The 19,279-nt window shown below is 72.1% G+C and carries 17 protein-coding genes; 12 read left to right on the top strand and 5 right to left on the bottom strand.

The window, feature by feature from the left end:
• The first annotated feature begins 226 nt into the window (after positions 1–226).
• The 8 genes from hemL to ACFYNX_RS32730 all read left to right on the top strand — a co-directional run bounded on the left by hemL (position 227) and on the right by ACFYNX_RS32730 (position 8,792).
• A complete protein-coding gene (gene hemL / locus ACFYNX_RS32765) occupies positions 227–1,534 on the top strand; it encodes a glutamate-1-semialdehyde 2,1-aminomutase (protein ID WP_365548531.1) in 1,308 nt (435 codons plus the stop codon).
• Between the two features lie 188 nt (positions 1,535–1,722).
• Positions 1,723–2,370 carry a histidine phosphatase family protein gene (locus ACFYNX_RS32760; protein ID WP_125660988.1) on the top strand — a complete coding sequence of 216 codons (648 nt, stop codon included), beginning with the start codon at positions 1,723–1,725 and terminating at the stop codon, positions 2,368–2,370.
• 203 nt (positions 2,371–2,573) lie between these two features.
• Positions 2,574–3,842, top strand: a complete 1,269-nt coding sequence (locus tag ACFYNX_RS32755; protein WP_388667033.1) for a hypothetical protein — start codon at positions 2,574–2,576, stop codon at positions 3,840–3,842.
• A gap of 104 nt (positions 3,843–3,946) precedes the next feature.
• Positions 3,947–4,549, top strand: coding sequence for a TlpA disulfide reductase family protein (locus ACFYNX_RS32750; RefSeq protein ID WP_365548525.1), 603 nt, complete (start codon positions 3,947–3,949; stop codon positions 4,547–4,549).
• 4 nt (positions 4,550–4,553) lie between these two features.
• The gene (locus tag ACFYNX_RS32745; protein WP_125660945.1) at positions 4,554–5,291 is read left to right on the top strand and encodes a cytochrome c biogenesis CcdA family protein; all 738 of its coding nucleotides are present in this window, start codon (positions 4,554–4,556) and stop codon (positions 5,289–5,291) included.
• A 5-nt stretch (positions 5,292–5,296) separates the two neighbouring features.
• Entirely contained in the window at positions 5,297–7,114 is a 1,818-nt protein-coding gene (locus ACFYNX_RS32740) for a cytochrome c biogenesis protein ResB (protein ID WP_388667029.1), read from the top strand.
• On the top strand, positions 7,111–8,196 hold the full coding sequence (ccsB, locus tag ACFYNX_RS32735; RefSeq protein WP_388667026.1) for a c-type cytochrome biogenesis protein CcsB: 1,086 nt from the start codon (positions 7,111–7,113) through the stop codon (positions 8,194–8,196). Before ACFYNX_RS32740 ends, ccsB begins: the two co-directional genes overlap by 4 nt.
• Before the next feature lie 56 nt (positions 8,197–8,252).
• Positions 8,253–8,792, top strand: a complete 540-nt coding sequence (locus tag ACFYNX_RS32730) for an SRPBCC domain-containing protein (protein WP_388667023.1) — start codon at positions 8,253–8,255, stop codon at positions 8,790–8,792.
• Between the two features lie 53 nt (positions 8,793–8,845).
• Here ACFYNX_RS32730 and ACFYNX_RS32725 read toward each other — a convergent pair whose 3' ends face one another.
• From ACFYNX_RS32725 to ACFYNX_RS32715, 3 genes are all read right to left on the bottom strand, one after another.
• Positions 8,846–10,411 (bottom strand): ABC transporter substrate-binding protein, encoded by a 1,566-nt coding sequence (locus ACFYNX_RS32725; RefSeq protein ID WP_388667021.1) that lies wholly within the window; start codon positions 10,409–10,411, stop codon positions 8,846–8,848.
• Positions 10,412–10,415: 4 nt separating this feature from the next.
• Positions 10,416–12,539 (bottom strand): hypothetical protein, encoded by a 2,124-nt coding sequence (locus ACFYNX_RS32720; protein WP_388667019.1) that lies wholly within the window; start codon positions 12,537–12,539, stop codon positions 10,416–10,418.
• Between the two features lie 128 nt (positions 12,540–12,667).
• Positions 12,668–13,120, bottom strand: a complete 453-nt coding sequence (locus ACFYNX_RS32715) for a nucleoside deaminase (RefSeq protein ID WP_388667016.1) — start codon at positions 13,118–13,120, stop codon at positions 12,668–12,670.
• A gap of 755 nt (positions 13,121–13,875) precedes the next feature.
• On the opposite strand from ACFYNX_RS32715, the gene ACFYNX_RS32710 reads away from it, so the two are divergent.
• The 3 genes from ACFYNX_RS32710 (at position 13,876) to ACFYNX_RS32700 (ending at position 17,704) form a co-directional block, all read left to right on the top strand.
• Positions 13,876–17,250 (top strand): RHS repeat-associated core domain-containing protein, encoded by a 3,375-nt coding sequence (locus tag ACFYNX_RS32710; RefSeq protein WP_365548505.1) that lies wholly within the window; start codon positions 13,876–13,878, stop codon positions 17,248–17,250.
• Between the two features lie 76 nt (positions 17,251–17,326).
• Positions 17,327–17,470, top strand: a complete 144-nt coding sequence (locus ACFYNX_RS32705) for a hypothetical protein (protein ID WP_365548503.1) — start codon at positions 17,327–17,329, stop codon at positions 17,468–17,470.
• Positions 17,471–17,485: 15 nt separating this feature from the next.
• Entirely contained in the window at positions 17,486–17,704 is a 219-nt protein-coding gene (locus tag ACFYNX_RS32700; RefSeq protein WP_388667012.1) for a hypothetical protein, read from the top strand.
• Positions 17,705–17,759: 55 nt separating this feature from the next.
• On the opposite strand, the gene ACFYNX_RS32695 is transcribed toward ACFYNX_RS32700, so the two are convergent.
• Entirely contained in the window at positions 17,760–18,434 is a 675-nt protein-coding gene (locus ACFYNX_RS32695; RefSeq protein WP_388667009.1) for a flavodoxin family protein, read from the bottom strand.
• 211 nt (positions 18,435–18,645) lie between these two features.
• Here ACFYNX_RS32695 and ACFYNX_RS32690 point away from each other — a divergent pair, with 211 nt between their 5' ends.
• Entirely contained in the window at positions 18,646–18,837 is a 192-nt protein-coding gene (locus ACFYNX_RS32690) for a hypothetical protein (protein WP_388667006.1), read from the top strand.
• 42 nt (positions 18,838–18,879) lie between these two features.
• Here the strand turns inward: ACFYNX_RS32690 and ACFYNX_RS32685 are convergent, their stop codons facing one another.
• Positions 18,880–19,278 (bottom strand): PLD nuclease N-terminal domain-containing protein, encoded by a 399-nt coding sequence (locus ACFYNX_RS32685; protein WP_388667003.1) that lies wholly within the window; start codon positions 19,276–19,278, stop codon positions 18,880–18,882.
• Between the last annotated feature and the right edge of the window lies 1 nt (position 19,279).

Below are 19,279 nucleotides of genomic sequence, written 5' to 3'. Positions count from 1 at the left end.
GCAACCCGATCATCGTGACAGTGACCTCCCCCGCGCTCGTACGGCGAAATACCGGTCCGCGAGAACGCCGTGGCCTCTGACACCATGGATTCCGTGAGCCATCCCTATGACGCCCCAGTTTCGCAGACGCGGCGGGCGTACGCCCCGGCGTAACACAGGGGGTGCCCACGCCGTCCCTCCGTTCCCGATGTCGTGCCCCACAACGTTCTCGCAGGTCAGGATCACAGTGCCGTATTCATACGAAGCCCCAGTCTCACAGACGCTTTTCGACCGCGCTTCCCTCGTGACGCCCGGCGGCGTGAACTCACCGGTGCGTGCCTTCCGGGCCGTGGGCGGAACGCCCCGGTTCATGGTGTCCGGTTCCGGTCCGTACCTCACCGACGCGGACGGGCGGGAGTACGTCGACCTGGTCTGCTCGTGGGGACCGATGATCCTCGGCCACGCGCACCCGGAGGTCACCGCCGCCGTGCAGGCCGCCGTGGCGCGCGGCACCTCGTTCGGCACCCCCGGCGAGGGCGAGGTGGCGCTCGCGGAGGAGATCGTCGCGCGCGTGGAGCCGGTCGAGCAGGTGCGCCTGGTCTCCTCGGGCACCGAGGCGACGATGTCCGCGATCCGGCTGGCCCGCGGGTTCACCGGACGCGCGAAGGTCGTCAAGTTCGCGGGCTGCTACCACGGCCACGTGGACGCGCTGCTCGCCTCGGCCGGTTCGGGCCTCGCCACCTTCGCGCTGCCGGACACGCCCGGGGTGACCGGCGCGCAGGCCGGCGACACGATCGTGCTGCCGTACAACGACCTGGAGGCGGTGCGGGCCGCGTTCGCCGCGCACCCGGGCGAGATCGCCTGCGTCATCACCGAGGCCTCGCCGGGCAACATGGGCGTCGTCCCGCCGGCCGAGGGCTTCAACCAGGGCCTGGCGGACCTGTGCCGGGAGAACGGCGCGCTGTACGTCTCGGACGAGGTGATGACCGGTTTCCGCACCTCGAAGGCCGGCTGGTACGGCGTCGACGGCGTCGAGCCCGACCTGCTGACCTTCGGCAAGGTCATGGGCGGCGGCTTCCCGGCCGCGGCGTTCGGCGGCCGCGCCGACGTCATGGGCCACCTGGCCCCGGCGGGCCCGGTCTACCAGGCGGGCACGCTCTCCGGGAACCCGGTCGCGACCGCCGCCGGGCTCGCGCAGCTCCGGCTGCTCGACGACGCGGCGTACGCGAAGGTGGACGCGGTCTCGGCGGAGATCCGGGGCCTGGTCACGGACGCGCTCACCAAGGAGGGCGTGGCGCACCGGCTCCAGACCGCCTCCAACATGTTCTCGGTGTTCTTCACCGCCGACGAGGTGCGGAACTACGACGACGCGAAGAAGCAGGAGGCCTTCCGCTTCAACGCCTTCTTCCACTCGATGCTGGCCGACGGGGTGTACCTGCCGCCGTCCGCGTTCGAGTCCTGGTTCGTGTCGACCGCCCACGACGAGCGGGCGGTCGAGCGGATCGCCGCCGCCCTGCCGGCCGCCGCCCGCGCCGCCGCGGAGGCCACGGCATGAGCGACGCGACGGACGACCGTACGGAGGGGGAGGCCGTGACCGGCACCGAGACCGCCACCGAGACCGTGACCGCCACCGGCACCGGGGGCCTCAGCGGCACCGAGGTCGCGACCGGGTCCGCCACCACGCCCGAGGACCGGGTGCAGGCGCGGGCGAAGGGCGACGACGACATCACCGTGGTGCACCTGATGCGCCACGGCGAGGTGCACAACCCCGACGGCGTCCTCTACGGGCGCCGCGCCGGCTACCACCTCTCCGAGCTCGGCCGGCAGATGGCGGACCGGGTCGCGGAGCACCTGGCCGACCGGGACGTCACGTACGTCGTGGCCTCCCCGCTGGAGCGGGCGCAGGAGACGGCCACGCCGATCGCCAAGGCGCACGGCCTGGACCTGGCCAGTGACCCGCGTCTCATCGAGGCGGCGAACGTCTTCGAGGGCAAGACCTTCGGCGTCGGCGACGGGGCGCTGCGCAAGCCGGCGAACTGGAAGCACCTGACCAACCCGTTCCAGCCGTCCTGGGGCGAGCCGTACGTCGAGCAGGTCGTCCGCATGATGGGCGCGCTCGACGCGGCGAAGGACGCGGCCCGGGGCCACGAGGCGGTCTGCGTCAGCCACCAACTGCCGATCTGGATCGTCCGCAGCTTCGTGGAGAAGCGGCGGCTGTGGCACGACCCGCGGCGGCGGCAGTGCACGCTGGCGTCGCTGACCTCGTTCACGTACCGGGGCGACAAGATCGTCTCGGTGGGGTACAGCGAGCCGGCCCGGGACCTGGTCCCGGCGCACCTGCTCGCGGGTGCGAAGCCGGTCAAGGGGAAGTCGAAGGCCTTCGGGGCGTAGCCCCGTTCGCGGGGCCGGATCCGTCCGCCGGACGGCTCGGCCTTGACGGATCGCCTTTCAGGGCGTTCGGATGATGTTCATGTCATCCGAACGCCCTTAAATTTTTGTGCTATTTAACGGGAACCCCCGTGTTCCTCCCTGCATCTCACTGTTTGTCGGTTTGGATGACATTCAGGTCATACGTCAGCGCGAATGGGGACGAGATGCGCGAGATCAGTGGAATCACTCGAAGGGGGCTGCTCGGGGCGGGCGTTGGGGCCGCCGCGGCGATGGGCGTCGCGGCGTGCAGCACCTCGAACAAGGACAATGCCGGACATCCCGGGCCCAACAAGCCCGGCAAGGGCGGTGACGTCACGGCGGATCCGGCCACCCCCACCCCGACCAAGGACACCGGCCGGCTCATCGGCGACGGCTCCACCGCCGACACCGGCAAGCAGCCGCACCAGCCCGGCGCGCCCGTCCCGCTTGAACCCGGCCAGACCCCGCCCCAGTTCGTGATCTTCTCCTGGGACGGCGCCGGCGAGGTCGGCAACGGACTCTTCCCCCGCTTCCTCGAACTCGCCAGGAACCACGACGCGGCGATGACCTTCTTCCTCTCCGGGATCTACCTCCTCCCCGAGGCGAAGAAGAACCTCTACCGCCCGCCGAACAACCGCGTCGGCGCCTCCGACATCGGCTACCTCACCGACGACCACATCAAGGACACCCTGAAGTACGTCCGGCAGGCCTGGCTCGAAGGCCACGAGATCGGCACCCACTTCAACGGGCACTTCTGCGGCGGTTCCGGCTCCGTCGGCAACTGGACCCCGGCCCAGTGGCAGAACGAGATCGACCAGGCCGTGAGGTTCGTCACGGAGTGGAAGACCAACAGCGGCTGGACCGAGCTCGACCCGCTCCCCTTCGACTACTCCAAGGAACTCGTCGGCGGCCGCACCCCCTGCCTCCTCGGCCAGGACAACCTGCTGCCCACCGCCAAGCGGCTGGGCTGGCGCTACGACGCCAGCTCGCCCGGCGGCCGCCAGACCTGGCCCGACAAGCGCCAGGGGATCTGGGACCTCCCCCTCCAGGCCGTGCCCTTCCCCGGGCACTCCTTCGAAGTCCTCTCCATGGACTACAACATGCTCGCCAACCAGTCGAAGAACTCCACGAAGGGCATGCCCTCGCGCTACCCGGGCTGGCGCAAGCAGGCGGCCGAGGCGTACCTCTCCGGCTTCACGCGCGCGTACGAGACGAACCGCGCGCCCTTCTTCATCGGCAACCACTTCGAGCAGTGGAACGGCGGGATCTACATGGACGCCGTCGAAGAGGCGCTCAAGGGAATGGCCGGGAAGAAGGACGTCCGGCTCGTCTCCTTCCGGCAGTTCGTGGACTGGCTCGACGTCCAGGACCCGAAGGTGCTCGCCAAGCTGCGCGGCCTGGGCGTGGGGGAGAAGCCCGCCGGCGGCTGGAAGACCTTCCTCAAGGCCGCTTGACCCTTCCCGTGGGCACCCCTCGCTTAGGCATCCTTGACAAGGTGCTTTACGGGCACGTAGGGGGGTGCCCAAGATCCCCCAAACGCCCATGCGAAACTTTTCACATGAGCCTTAGCCGTGCCCCTCGACGCACCCTGTTCGCCGTCGGAGTGCTGACCGCCGCCCTCGCGCTCTCGGCCTGCGGCGGCGACGGCGGCGGCACGTCCGGCGGGGGCGGCACCAACTTCGTCACCACCAAGGGCGGCATCTCCACCGCCCCCAGGGGCGAGCGCGCGACCCCGGGCAAGCTCGCCGGCGAGACCCTCGACGGCGAGCGGCTCGACGTCGCCGACCTCAAGGGCAAGGTCGTCGTCCTCAACGCCTGGGGCTCCTGGTGCGCCCCCTGCCGCGCCGAGGCCCCCCACTTCGCCAAGGTCGCGGGCGACCTCAAGGGCAAGGACGTCGCGTTCGTCGGCCTCAACACCCGCGACGCCAACAAGCAGCAGGCGCTCGCCTTCGAAGAGGACTACGAGGTCCCCTACCCGAGCCTCTACGACCCCGCCGGCAAGCTGATCCTCTTCGGCTTCCCCAAGGGCACCCTCAGCCTCCAGGGCATCCCCTCCACCGTCGTCCTCGACAAGGAGGGCAAGATCGCCGCCCGCGCCCTCATGGCCCTCGACGACACGAAGCTCCGCTCGATGATCGACCCGCTCCTCGAGGAGAAGTGAGCCGGTGAACGAGACGGTCACCAGCGGAGCCCTGCTGCTCGCCCTGCCCCTCGCGGTCCTCGGCGGGCTCGTCTCCTTCTTCTCGCCGTGCGTCCTGCCGCTCGTCCCCGGCTACCTCAGCTACGTGACCGGGGTCACCGGCGCCGACCTCGCCGAGAGCCGCCGGGGCCGGATGACCACCGGCGCCGTCCTCTTCGTCCTCGGCTTCACCGCCGTGTTCGTCTCCGGCGGCGCCCTCTTCGGCTACTTCGGGTCCACCCTCCAGGAGTACCGCGAGACGCTCACCACGGTCCTCGGCGTCCTCATGGTCCTCATGGGCGTCTTCTTCCTCGGCCTGATGCCCTGGCTGACCCAGCGCGAGTTCCGCTTCCACCGGAAGCCCGCCGCGGGCCTGGTCGGCGCCCCGCTGCTGGGCGCCCTCTTCGGCATCGGCTGGACCCCCTGCATCGGCCCGACCCTCGCCTCCGTCAACGCGCTCGCCCTGGAGCAGGCCAGCGCGGGGCGCGGCGCGGCGCTCGCCTTCGCGTACTGCCTCGGTCTCGGCGTACCGTTCGTGCTCGCCGCCCTCGCCTTCCGCAAGGCGCTGGGCGCGTTCGGCTGGGTCAAGCGGCACTACGTCTGGGTCATGCGGATCGGCGGCGGCATGATGATCGTCACCGGAGTCCTGCTCCTCACAGGGGCGTGGGACAGCATGGTCGCCACGATGCAGGGCTGGTCCGACGGTTTCACGGTGGGGATCTGAGTTCCATGAGCAAGACCGACACGACGGAGAGCACCGCCGCCGACGAGGCGGCCGGTGCCGAGCTGTCGACCGCCCCCAGGGAGGACCGGGAGGACCGGCAGGACCGCGGCGACGCCGTCACCGGCGGGCCCGTCCTCGGAGCCGTCGGCTGGATCCGCTGGTTCTGGCGGCAGCTCACCTCCATGCGGGTCGCGCTGATCCTCCTCTTCCTGCTCTCCCTCGGCGCCGTGCCCGGCTCCCTCGTCCCGCAGAACAGCGCGGACGAGATGAAGGTGCAGGCCTTCAAGGACGCCCACCCCACGCTCACGCCGCTCTACGAGAAGCTCCAGTTCTTCGACGTCTACAGCTCGGTGTGGTTCTCCGCGATCTACCTCCTGCTGTTCGTCTCCCTCATCGGCTGCATCGTCCCGCGCAGCCTCCAGTTCGTCGGCCAGCTCCGGGGCCGCCCGCCGGGCGCCCCCCGCCGCCTCGACCGGCTCCCCGCGTACACCACCTGGCGCACCGCGGCCGAGCCCGAGCAGGCCCGCGAGGCCGCGCTCGCCCTCCTGCGGAAGCGCCGCTTCCGCGCCCACCGGGCCGGGGACGCGGTCGCCGCCGAGAAGGGCTACCTGCGCGAGGCCGGGAACCTGGCCTTCCACGTCGCCCTGATCGTGATGCTCGTCGCCTTCGCCTGGGGCCAGCTCCTCAAGTCCGAGGGCGGCAAGCTGATCGTCGAGGGCGACGGCTTCTCCAACACGCTCACCCAGTACGACGACTTCAAGTCCGGCTCGCTGTTCGGCACCGACGCCCTGGAGCCGTTCAGCTTCACGCTGGACTCCTTCACCGGCACGTACGAGAAGAGCGGACCGCAGCGCGGCACCCCCCGCACCTTCGAGGCGGCCGTCACCTACTCGCGGGGCGGCGCGGACGAGAAGGCGGTCATCCGGGTCAACGAGCCGCTGAAGGTGGGCGACTCCAAGGTCTATCTGATCGCCCACGGCTACGCGCCCGTCGTCACCGTCAAGGACGGGCGCGGCAAGACCGTCTTCCACGGCGCCGTGCCCCTGCTCCCGATCGACAACAACATCACGTCGACCGGCGCGATCAAGGTCATGGACGGCTACCGCGACAAGAACGGCAAGAAGGAACAGCTCGGCTTCCAGGCCTTCTTCGTGCCGACCTTCGCGGGCGCGGGCCAGGGCACGATGTTCTCGCAGTTCCCGGCGCTCGACTTCCCCGTCATGGCGCTCACCGGCTTCCACGGCGACCTGCGCGTGAACGCCGGCCTCCCGCAGAACGTGTACCAGCTCGACAAGTCCAAGATGACCCAGTTCAAGGACGCGTCCGGCAACAAGCTCGCCCAGCGCCTGCTGCCCGGCGAGACCATGACGCTCCCCGGCGGGGCCGGCTCGATCACCTTCGAGAAGGACGTCAAGGAGTGGGCGAGCTTCCAGGTCTCGCAGCAGCCGGGCAACGGCCTCGCCCTCGCGGGCGCGATCGCCGCGATCGCCGGCCTGACCGGCTCGCTCTTCATCCAGCGGCGCCGGATCTGGGTCCGGGCCGTACGGGGCGAGGACGGCGTCACCGTCGTCGAGATGGCCGGTCTCGGCCGCAGCGAGTCCGCGAAGCTCCCCGAGGAGCTGGCCGACCTCGCGGTCGCGCTCACGGCCCAGGCCCCGCCCGCCGCGGAGACCCCGCGAGCCGATCCGGAGGCCGTACCGGACACCGCGGGGACCGCGGAGAGCGCGACCGCACCCGCCGCACCCCCCGCGTCCGGTGTACCCGCCGGTCCCGCGGAAGACCCCGCCGAAGACCCCGCCCCTTCTGGAGAGGCTGACAAGTGATCCTCGCCGCCACGACCGACGAGAGCCTGGCGCGGATGAGCGACCTGCTCGTCTACTCCTCGATGGCCGTCTACACCCTGGCCTTCTTCGCCCACATCGCCGAATGGGTGCTCGGCAGCCGCAGCAAGGTCGGCCGCACCGCCGCCGCCCTCACCCGGCCGGCCGGGGAGGCCCCGGCCGCCGCCGTGACCGTCCGGGTCAAGCAGGCCGGCTCCACCGCCGTGCTCGACAAGCCGACGGTCGTCACCCGGACCGCGGCCGGCACCCGCGACGTCCCGGACGGCCCCGGCGCGGCCGGCGGCACGGTCAAGGGCGACCTCTACGGCCGGATCGCCGTCTCGCTCACCGTCCTCGCGTTCCTGGTCGAGGCGTCGGGCGTGGTCACCCGGGCGCTCTCCGTGCAGCGGGCCCCCTGGGGCAACATGTACGAGTTCTCCACCACCTTCTCCACGGTGGCGGTCGGCGCGTACCTCGGCTTCCTCCTCGCCAAGAAGAACGTGCGCTGGATCGGCCTGCCGCTGGTCACCACCGTCCTGCTCGACCTGGGCCTGGCCACCACCTGGCTGAAGACCCCCAGCGACCAGCTCGTGCCCGCGCTCGACTCGTACTGGCTGTGGATCCACGTCTCCACCGCGATCTTCTGCGGCGCGGTCTTCTACCTCGGCGCGGTCGCCACGCTGCTGTACCTCTTCCGCGACTCGTACGAGAACAAGCTCGCGACCGGCGGCAACCCCGGCGCCTTCGCCCGCTCGGTCCTGGAGCGGCTGCCCGCCGCCGCCTCTCTCGACAAGTTCTCCTACCGGGTGAACGCGGCGATCTTCCCGCTGTGGACCTTCACGATCATCGCGGGCGCGATCTGGGCCGGCGACGCGTGGGGCCGCTACTGGGGCTGGGACGCCAAGGAGGTCTGGTCGTTCATCACGTGGGTCGGGTACGCCGCGTACCTGCACGCGCGCGCGACGGCCGGCTGGAAGGGCCGCAAGGCCGCGTACATCGCGCTCATCGCCTTCGCCTGTTTCCTCTTCAACTACTACGGCGTGAACATCTTCGTGAGCAGCAAGCACTCGTACTCCGGGGTCTGACCTCCCGGGACGTGCCCGCGCTGGCACCGCTCCCGCCCCTGGGCGACGCTGGAACCATGAGCGAGATCTCCCGGGGCAGGAGCGAGACCCACGACGGCGACACGCACGTGCTGCGGTTCACCGTCGAGCTGCCGCACCCGCCGTCCGAGGTCTGGACGGCCGTCACCACCCCCGAGGGCCTGGCGCGCTGGCTGTGCGCGGCGGACCCGCTGGAGCCCCGGCTCGGCGGCCGGGTCGTCCTCCACCGGCTGACCAGCGGCGACACCGAGGACCCGGGGCGGGTGACCGCCTGGGACCCCGGGAGCGTGGCCGAGTACACGGTCGATCCGACGCACGGCCGGATCCGGTTCCACCTGGAACCGGGGCCCGGACCCGGCGGCGACGGGTCGACCGTGCTGCGTTTCACCAACGAGCTGCGGGGCCCGCCGGAGCACCGCCTCGACCGGCTCGCCGCCTGGCACGACCACTTCGAGTGGCTCGCCCGCGCCCTGGAGGGCCACCCCGCCGACTGGCGGGAGCGGACGTCCGAGCGCTGGCTGCACCTGCGCGAGCTGTACGAACGGGACGCGGCGCGCTGGCCGACGTGGGAGCCGTAGGGCCCGCCCGGCGGACCCGGGGCCCGCGTGGGCCCCGGCCCGCCCCCGTACCGTCACTCCCGCTTCGGCGGCAGGCACGGCGACTCCGGCGGGCGCCCCTCCGGCCAGGCGATCTGGACGAAGCGCTGGGAGCCGTCCGGGGCCAGTTCCACGATCGGGACGGCCTTGTCGTACGGGTTGCCGTAGTTGTCCAGGCAGATCCAGCCGCTCGCCCCCTCCACCCGCAGCGAGCCCTTCACCTGCGGCCACTGGGTGGCCACGTCGGCCGCCGCCGGGTGGCGGGCCCCCTGCGGGGTGGCCTGGCGGATCGCGTGGACGGCCGTCGCCATCGCGTCGTACGCGACGATCGCCTGCCCGTCCGTGAGCGCCGGCGGCTGCTTCGTACCCCGGGTGATGTCGCCGAGGAAGGTCTCGTACGCCGTGGGGGAACCGCCCGTGGCCGGGACCTTCCGCCCCTCCGCCGGCACCCAGGCGTCCGGGTGGGCGAGCGCCGCGTACCGCACGGTCAGCCTCGACCTCAGGGCCTTGCGGTCGAGCTTCGCGTCCGCGCCCAGGTACGAGCCCTCGTCCCCGGTCAGGACGGTGAAGGCCCGGTCGGTGCAGCCGCGCGCGCCCAGCGCGTTGATGAACTGGCGGAGCTGGGTGTGCCGGCCCGCGAAGAAGACGGTCTCGGCGCGGCTGTCGCAGATCAGGTGGGTGATCTGGCGGAAGGTGTTGGCGGTGGTGCCCTCCTCGTTGGGATCGGCGGGCGAGGTGAACACCTCGGGGGGGCGCGGGCTGTTCTTCAGGGTCGCGGCGAAGGCGGCCTTGAGGGTGTCCGTGTAGTGGTCGCCGCCGCGGGTGTCCTGGACGAGGAGCGCCTTGGTGGCGTCCACCCGCCCGAAGTGGGCCAGCGCCTTCGCCTCGTCGCCGTTGGTGGGCGAGACGCGGGCGAGGCCGGGGAAGCGCTCGTTCCTGGGGGAGTTGGCGATGTCGTCGGCGGTGATGGTGGTGCCGACGACGGCGATCCCGGCCCCGGTGAGGGCGGTCAGCGCCTCCCGCACCTCGGTGGAGGAGGTGGCGACGCCGGAGACGGCCCGCAGCCGGTCGGCGGAGTCCTTCATGGCGATCAGCCGGTCGACGGTGGCGCGCCAGTGGGCGTTGCCCTTGCCGGTGTTGGCGAGGACGAGCCGGATCTTGGGCAGCTCGTCGTTGGACTCGTGGTTGGCGCGGTACTGGTAGGCGTGGGCGCCCTCCAGCTCGTGCCGCACCTTGACCCGCATGCCGCCGTCGGTGGAGGTCAGCGGCAGCAGGAGGGCGACGGTCACGTGGTCGTCCGGCTCGAGCGTGGCGTTCTCGACGCCGATGGCGCGGGCGATCGGGCCCAGTTCGCCGATCCCGAAGTCGTGGCCGTCGCCGTTGACGCCGACGCACTCCTCGCTGCCGGCGGGGCGCTCGACGCCCGCCGCGCAGGAACGGTCCTCCGGGGTGGTGAGGCGGACGACGCCGTACCCGCCGAGGCCGAGGACGACGGCGGCCGTGACGAGGGAGGCGAAGAACTTCTGGCGGGGGGTGCGGACGCGGCGGCGGAGCCGGTCGAGCGGGCGGGCGGTCGAGCGGTCGGTCACGCGGTCGGGCATGGCGTCAGACTCCGTCCTCGCGGCCCGGCGGCAGCGAGGGCTCCCGCCAGGCGCGGATGTCGCGCGGCCAGTGGGTGGCAGCGTCCCAGAGCGAACCGCTGCCCGACAGGTGACGGCCGGAGAGCCGGCGCAGCTCGTGCGCGAGCCGGTCGGCCACCTCGTCGTCGGGCAGGGCGAGCGGATCGGTGAGCAGCCATACGGCGTGCAGCAGCCGCCGCAGGGAGAGGTGCAGCTCGACGGCGTCGGCGTCGAGTCCGGCGGGGAGCCCGTCCGCGGGAGCCCCCCCTCCCGCCGGGGCCCGACCTCCCGCCGGGGCCCGACCTCCCGCCGGGGCCTGGCCGAGGGCGACGGCCCGGCGCGGATCGGGCCCGGTCGCGCCGCGTTCGCGCGGGTACGGGGCGGAGGCGACGAACCGCAGCTTCCCGAGCCAGCCGAGGACGTCCGGCTCGGGGAACGTGGTCCGCAGGTGGGTGACGGCGTCCTCGGTGCGGCCGAGCGCCAGGTCGTGGTGGAGCCGGTACGGGCCGGGCCCGGGCCCGTAGTGCCGGCGCAGGGTCTCGTGGACGGCGTGCCAGGCGGCGTAGCGCGGGTGGTCGCCGTCCTCGAAGCGCAGTCGGTGCAGGAGCAGCGCGCGCAGCAGCGGGTCGGCGACGAAGTGCCGGGAGCCGGGCGCGGACGCGGCCCAGTCCTCGGCGCGCAGCCGGTCGCGGACGCGCAGCGCCACGTCCCCGTCGAGGGACTCGGACGGGAGCCGGGCGTGGGCCAGCATCCTGGCGGACTCCTCGTCGTGGGCGGCGGCGAGCACGGCGTACGGGCCGGGCCGGGACACCGGCAGCAGCTCGGCGAGGAGGGCGGGGGCGACGGGCACCGGCGGGGCGTCCTCGCGCAGCTCCACGGTCAGGTCGAGCAGCGCGCCGGGGGTGAGGCGGGGCTTCAGGTGCGCGGGGGCCTCCCCGGCGGCCCGCCCGAGCAGCACCACGCCCAGGGGGCGGCCGCCGGTCAGCCGGTGGACGGCGCGGGACAGTTCGGCGGGGGTGCGGCCGGCCGGGTCGTACCGGTCGAAGGCGCCCCGGGTCTGGGCGGGGGAGAGCGGGGTCAGCTCGACGGCGAGGATGCCGGAGCCGACGCTCGTCCCGCGCGGGCAGGGCGCCCGGTGCGCGGTCTCGGGCAGCCGGAGCCGGGTGGCCTGGCGCAGCGCCTCGTGGTCGCGGACCCGGGAGGCGGCGAGGACGACGAGCCGGTCCCGGCGCCCCTCGGCGCGGGCGCGCAGAATCGGTTCGACCAACTGCCGGCCGAGCGGCTCGTGGGCGTCGTCGAGGAGGAGCAGGGGCCGGCCGATGCGGCTGCCGCGCCGGAAGCCGGTGTAGGCGTGCAGCAGGTCCTCGGTGAGCGCCCCGACGAGGAACGCCTCGGCCTCGCCGCGGCGCCGGCCGCCCTGCTCGAAGTCGTTGGCGAGCTGCTGGAGCCCGGCCTTCCCGCGTCCCCCGGCGTTGCGGTATCCGCCGTACCACCCCTCGGCGGACCGCTGCATCCGCCCGAACACCTCCTCCAGGACGGTCTCGACGGTCGCCTCGGCGAGCAGCCCGGCGAGCGGGGCGGCGGTCTCCGCGAAGGTGGCGGCGAGCTTGGTGAGGACCTTGCCGACCCAGTGGGCGGCGGCGCCCCGGGCCGCGTCGACGGTCGCGAGCAGCGGCCCGAGCCGCTGGAGGTCGCGGCGGGCCCGCTCGTCGTCCTCCCGGGACCAGCCGATCGCGGCGACGGCCACGAGCCCGAGCGAGAGCCGCGGGAACCGCACGGGCGCGGCCCCGAGCACCTTGGGCGAGAACTGCACGGCCAGCTCGGCCAGCGCCCCGGTGAGCGGGGTCCAGCCGGGCCCGTGGTCGGCGGGCGGCTCGACGTGGCCGCAGTCGAGCAGCGCGAGCGGGGTGTACCCCCGGTACCGGTTCCGCACCTCCTTGAGCAGCGCGGTCTTCCCGGTCCCGCGCCCACCGGTGAAGACGGTGACCGGCGGATCGTCCCCGTGCTCGTACGCCACCCGCGCCACCCCGTGCCGCGTGAGCCCGCAGAGCCGCGCGACCAGCCCGCCGTCGTCCAGGGCCGCCTCGCGGCCGTACAGCTCCCTGTCCAAGCCCCGCCACCCCCGTAACAGTCAACTCAAGGATATCGACGGTGTGTTGGGAAAGCGGTCGGCTTTTCGAGTCTGTTGTGGGGGCGTTGCGGGTCTGTGGCGGAAGGGGAGGTTTGGGGGGCGCCCCCTCACTCCTCCCCGATGTCCTCGTTCCACAGCTCGGGGCTCTCGGCGATGAACTCCCGCATGAGCGCGGCGCATTCCGGATCGTCGAGCACGACGACCTCGACCCCGTGTCCGGCGAGCCACTCGTGTCCGCCGTGAAAGGTCTCGGCCTCCCCGACGACGACCCGCGAGATCCCGAACTGCCGGACGAGGCCGGAGCAGTACCAGCAGGGCGAGAGGGTGGTGACCATGGTCGTCCCCCGGTACGAGCGCTGCCGCCCGGCGTCCCGGAACGCGGCGGTCTCCGCGTGCGCGGAGGGGTCCCCGTCCTGCACGCGCCGGTTGTGCCCGCGCCCGAGGAGGGTGCCGTCGGGTCCGTGGAGGGCGGCCCCGATGGGAATCCCGCCCTCACGCAGCCCGGCACGGGCCTCGTCGAGGGCGGTGACGAGCCATGAGTGGGCCTGGTCCTTGTCCATGGGCGGATCCTTCCCGCCGGGGCGGGGGGATCACGCGTCGGTCGGAGGGCCGCTCGGCGGGACGCAGGAGCCCTTGCCGGGCACGGTGACGATCAGTCCGCGTTCGCGGAGTTCGCGCATGGCCCGGCGGGCCGTCAGTACGGCGATGCCGTACTCCTCGGAGACCGGGGGCGCGCCACTGCGTGTGCGAGTGCCCTTGCCACCGGAAGGGTCCCGGCCTGTCCGGCGACCGACCACGAGGCGCCGGCCCGACCGGCGGTGATCGGACCGGCGCACCCGTCACGACCTGCCGGGGCGCCTTCCGGACGTGCGAACCGGGCGCGATCGGTTCGGCGTCGTGGAGCCGCGGTTCCGCGTGCCGGTTCTCGACGACCGCCGGCCGTCGGCGGCCGGGGTGTCCAAGAGGATCCGGGTGGTTGTCCAGCAGGAAGCATTTTCGGCCAGCTTCGGACTTTGGGGTTTGCTCCGGCGCAGGTCGAACGGGCTTGGGGTGACTGGAAGCGGTCCGTCTGTCCGTCCGACGTGCGGTGATTCGTTCCCGAAAAACGGAAAGGCCGATTCCCCCGCGCATGCGTTCGAGATTTCCGGGCAGGGCCCGTTGACGCTCCTGGGCCTGTGTCAACGTGTGGGGCCCCGGTGGCCGTTGGGGCGGCCGGGTCTCATCTTCCTGTGGGGGGAAGTACATGCACTCGCGTGCTCCCGGCACGTCGCTTCGGCGTGCCCGCACCACTTCCAGAACGGCCGTCCTGGCCGTCATGACCGCCCTGACGGTCACCCTCTCCGGCACCTCGGCGCTCGCCGAACCCGGTGGCCCCGGTCCCGGGTCCGCGTGGGGCAGGCCGGACGCGCCGCTCACCGTGCCGCCGGTGCTCGTCGGCACGAACAAGCCCGTGCCCAACCGGGCCGAGAAGGCCCCCTCGCCCGAGGAGGCCGCCTGGCGCGCGGCGCAGAAGAGGCGGGCGCGGACGGGGGAGATGCCGGCGCCCGCTGCGCAGAATCGTTCCGCCAAGACCGCCGGGCAGCCCCCGGCGTCCGAGGCCTCCACGGCGTCGGTCCTGACCTACGTGCCGAGCGGCCAGGGGGCCGTTCCCTGGCACCAGATCTCGGACTTCCGGATCACCGACTCCCTCGTGGCCCGGATCGACCTCTCCAACGGCAACCTGATGCTGGCGGCCACGGACTTCCAGGTGGCGGGCGTCGGCCGGACGCTGCGCCTCGCCCGTACGTACAACTCGTTCGACGCGCCCTGGGGCAAGGTCTCCCAGCGCTGGTGGCAGGAGTACGAGCGCTACCTGCACGTCTTCACCGACACGGTCATCGTCTACGACAAGACCGGCGACTCGGTCTGGTTCGACAAGAACGCGGACGGCACCTTCGCCACCCCCGAGGGGTACTCGAAGGACCTGAAGAAGAACGCGGACGGCACGTACACCCTCACCGACCGCAAGTCGGGCCTGAAGGACACCTACGACGCCGACGGCACGCTGACCAAGGTCACGGACCGCAACAACGGCACGATCACCGTCACCCAGCACGACGAGGGGTCCGAGCACAAGGGCTTCAAGCTCACCGAGACCCGCTCCGGGCGCTGGGTGGACCTGGTCAAGACCTACCCCTCGCAGTGGCAGGCCAAGGACCACACCGGCCGCACCGCCGTCTTCGACCTCGACCCGGAGGGGAACCTCTCCCGCACGGCGGACACCGAGGGCAAGACCACGACCTTCGGCTACGACGCCTCCGGCCGCGTCACGAAGATCACCACCCCGGAGGGGCGGGTGACGGTCTTCACCTACGACGCCGAGAACCGCGTCACCTCGATGCTGCGGGCCACCGCCTTCGACGGCACCGGCCACACCGGCCCGACGTACACGTACGCCTACTCCTCCCCGAACTCCTGGGACGCCGGCACCACGACGGTCACCGACCCCGAGCAGCACGCGACGAAGCACGAGCACGACGGCGAGGGCCGGGTCACCAAGGTGACCGACGCGCTCAACCACTCCCGCTCCAGGACCTTCGACGCGAACCACAACGTGGCCACCGCGTCCGACGCCATGGGCACGGGCGGCACCGGCGCCAACGTCACCCAGTACGGCTGGGACGCCCGCAACAACGCCACCTCCGCCAAGCTGCCGACCGGCGCGACCGCGACGGCCACCGGCTACCAGACGATCTCGGGCGCGGACCTGCCCGGCACGCTGACCACCGCCGACGACAACAAGACCGACTACAAGTACGACGCGGCCGGCAACACCACGTCGGTCGCGGTCACCGGCACCGGCGGCGGCAACCAGACCTTCACCTACAACCCCGCCACCCCGACCTGCGGCGGCTTCGAGGGCCAGCGCTGCAAGGCGACGGCGAAGATGAGCGACACCAAGTCGGTCTCCACGTCCTTCTCCTACGACGCCAAGGGCAACCTGAGCAAGGTCACCCCGCCCGCGCCGCTCACCGCCACCACCTACAGGTACGACGACCTCGGCCGGATCACCACCGCGACGGACGGACGCGGGGTCAAGACCCTCTACGAGTACGACAACCGCGACCGCATCACCAAGGTCGACACCTCGAACTACGCGACGGTCACCTACGCGTACGACGGCGACGGCAACCTCAAGCAGCGCTCGGACGGCACGGGCGTGACGAAGTACGACTTCGACCCGCTCTCGCGCGAGACCGTGCGCACCCTCCAGGACGGTTCGCAGACCAAGCTGGCCTACACCCCGGCCGGCAACGTCGACTACTACCAGGACCCGGCCGGGACCACGGACTACACCTGGAACGAGGTCAACAGGCTCAAGCAGCTCAAGGACCCGACCGGCAAGGTCACGACGTACGAGTACGACGAGAACGACTTCCGCAGCAAGACGCTGTACCCGGGCGGCACGGTGCAGGAGGCCACCCCGGACAAGTCCGGCCGGCCTTCGAGGATCAAGGCCACCTCCTCCAAGGGGACGCTGGTCGACCTGTCCTACTCGTACCTCAACGGCACGAAGGACGGCGGGAAGATCCGCACCAGCACCGACGCGGTCGCCGGCACGAGGACGACGTACACCTACGACGGCGCGGGCCGCTTCTCCTACGCGAAGGAGGAGAAGGGCAGCACGCTCACCTCCTCCTGGCAGTACTGCTACGACCTGGCGGGCAACCTGACCTCGCAGGGCACGGACCCCGGCTGCCCGCGCGGCACGACCTTCACGGTCAACGACGCGCAGCAGATCACCGCGAAGGACGGATCGTCGGCCAACTGGTCCTACGACAAGATCGGGAACGAGACGGCCGGCGCCTCGACGCCGGAGGGCACCCGCACCGCCGAGAAGTGGTCGGACTACTCGCAGCTCACCTCGCTCACGGTGGGCGGCAAGGTCTACGCCGGCCAGTACGGCTCGACCGACCAGAGCGAGCGGATCAAGCTCGGCGACACCTTCTTCCACAACGGCCCGCTGGGCCTGTCGGCCAAGACGACGGCCGGGGTGGACACGGGGTTCAACAGGGAGCCCGGGGGTACCTTGAACTCCATGACCACGGGGGGTGCTTCGTACTACTACCTGACGGACGCCCTCGGTTCGGTGGTCGCCCTCGCGGACGGCACCGGCACCAAGGTCAACACCTACAGCTACAGCCCGCGCGGCGTGCAGCGCGCGGCGACCTCGGAGAAGGTCTCCCAGCCGTACCGGTTCGCCGGCGGCTACCAGGACCCGACCGGTCTTTACCACCTCGGGGCGCGCTACTACGACCCGAACATGATCCGGTTCACCTCGCCCGACCCCAGCGGCCAGGAGAAGAACCCGTACCTGTACGCCGAGGGCGACCCGGTCAACCGGATCGACCCGCAGGGCACCCTCTCCTTCGAGATCGGCGGCGAGTTCTGCGCCGGGGTCTGCATCGGGGGCGGGGTCTCCATCAACGAGGACGGCAGCGCGCACCCGTACGTCTCCGCGGGCACCGGAACCCCCGGTGGCAGCGTGGACGCGGGGCTGTCCTCCGGCAGCGCCGAGCAGGGCCTGACCGGCGAGGTCGGCTGCGGAGTGGGGCCGGCACAGGTCTCGGCCTCCACGGACGGTTCGGCGGGCATCAGCACCGGCGGCAGCACCGGCAAGTGCTCCGCCACCGCGAAGTACACACTCTGATCACTCACGGTCCGGGCCGCGGGACGCGTCACGAGGCGCACCGCGGCCCGGACCACGGGACGGAAGGACCAGACGGATGAACCCGATCCACCTCCTCGCGCAGGACCACCTCGCCAACTACCGGCCCGACGGGCCGTCCTGGTTCCCGTACGCCTTCGTGGGCCTGGTCGTCGTCCTGGGCATCGTCATCCTCATCCGCGTGCGCAACAAGGGCAAGTAGGGGGAGGGGAGCACCGTGCGGATCCTCGTGGGACTCTTCCTCGTCGTGTTCGGGCTGACCTTCGCGGTTCTGTCCCCCCGGTTCGCCCGTGCGGGGGCGGCCGGTTCCAAGGAGGTCTTCGGAACCACCGGCGGAACGTTCATGCGCCGGTGGAACCGGGTGGCCTTCGTCGTCATCGGCCTTGCGCTCGCGGTGTTCGGGGCGGCCTACGCGCTCGGATTCGACGGCTTCTGACCGTCGGCGGGTCCCGGAACCCCGCCCCGCCCCGGCCCCGGGGTTCCGGGCCCGATCACACCCCCGCCCCGGTCCGCTCCTCGTACGGGAACAGCGCGAGCGGCGTCTCCTCCTGGAAGAAGGTCTTCGCGCGGATCAGGGCCCGGGTGTCGGCGCGGACGCGGCCCGGGCGGGAGCCCGTGCCCGTCAGGACGCCGCCGAAGCGCATGCGGAGGTAGGCGGCGGAGTGGTTCAGGGAGGTGACCAGCCCCCCGGCGACGACGTGCTCGTCGTGGGCCAGGGCCGTCACGCCCCACAGGGTGCCGCCCGCCATGCGCTCCTTGAAGTCCGAGCCGGGGACGTTCAGCCAGCCCGACCAGTAGTCGAGGTAGCGCTTGGTCTGGGCCGAGAGGCTGTACCAGTACAGGGGCGACACGACGACCACGTCCGTGGCCTCCACCGTCGCCTCCAGGAGCATCTTCTCCGTCTCGTTCACCGGCGGGCCCGTGACCTCGTGCCGCCCGTCCTGGAAGTCCGGCAGCGACAGCCCGTTCAGGTCCACCCAGCGCTGCGGGACGCCGGCCGGCAGGTGCGCCGCCGCCTCGCGGGCCAGGATCTCCGAGTTGCCGTCCGCGCGGGAGCTGCCCAGGACGAAGAGGAACGAGCGGTTCGAGAAGTCCCGGATCTCAGGGGAGGGGGAAGGGAAGGGGGAGGTGGGGGATTCCGGGGCGTGCGGGGTGTCCAGGGCCATGGCTGCTGCTCCGTCTCGTGAGGTGTCCGGTGCCAACTCCGGCCCCCGCGGAGGTATTCCGTCCCCCGCCCGCCCCCGGTCCCTGCCGCCGATCGGCTGAGTCCCGGCCTCCCCACCGGCCCGGTGCGCGGGCGACCGGCGGCGGGGGCCCTAGCGTGCGGAGTGCCCGCCCTTCCGCGGCGCACCCCGTCGCTCTACCGAGAGGTCCTCCATGCGTTCCCTGCTGACCGCCCTCGCCGTCGGTGCCATCGTCCTCGGCACCGCCGGTGCCGCCAGCGCCGACGTGTACGTCGACTACGAGCCGGAGCCCTCGTACACCCTCGTCTTCGGCGACTGGTTCCAGTTCGCGGAGGGCGACGTCTTCAACGCCGGGCACGACAACACCGTCGGCTCCGACGACTGACCTCCCCGCGGCGCGGCCGGGGCCCTTTCGGGGCCCCGCCCGTCAGCCCTCGTTCTCCTCGCCGCGCTCGCGGCGCTTCAGCTCCTCCTCGCGGCGGCGCAGGTCCGCCTCCCAGTCCTTGAGGAGGGCGTCGTCGTCGGCCTTCGCGCCCGACCCGTCGTCCGCGAGCGACTTCAGGAACTCCGGGTTGTCGTCCGGCGCCACCCAGCCGCCCGCACCGCCCGCGCCGCGCGCTCCGAACGCGCCGCGCCGGCCTCCCGCCCCGCGCTCCTTGCCCGCGACGATCCAGCCGATCGCGCCGACGATCGAGAACAGCAGGATCACGATGGCCCACACCGGCTTCGGAAGGTGCTTGACCTCTTCCTCCGGGGTGTTCAGGCAGTCGATGAAGGCGTAGATCATCAGCGCCAGCGGCAGGATGAACAGCAGCGCCCTGAGCATG

The organism is Streptomyces sp. NPDC007872, from assembly GCF_042868165.1.
Taxonomy (GTDB): domain Bacteria; phylum Actinomycetota; class Actinomycetes; order Streptomycetales; family Streptomycetaceae; genus Streptomyces.
Note: the sequence above shows the minus strand (reverse complement) of the source record. Positions and strands in the feature narration are given on the sequence as shown.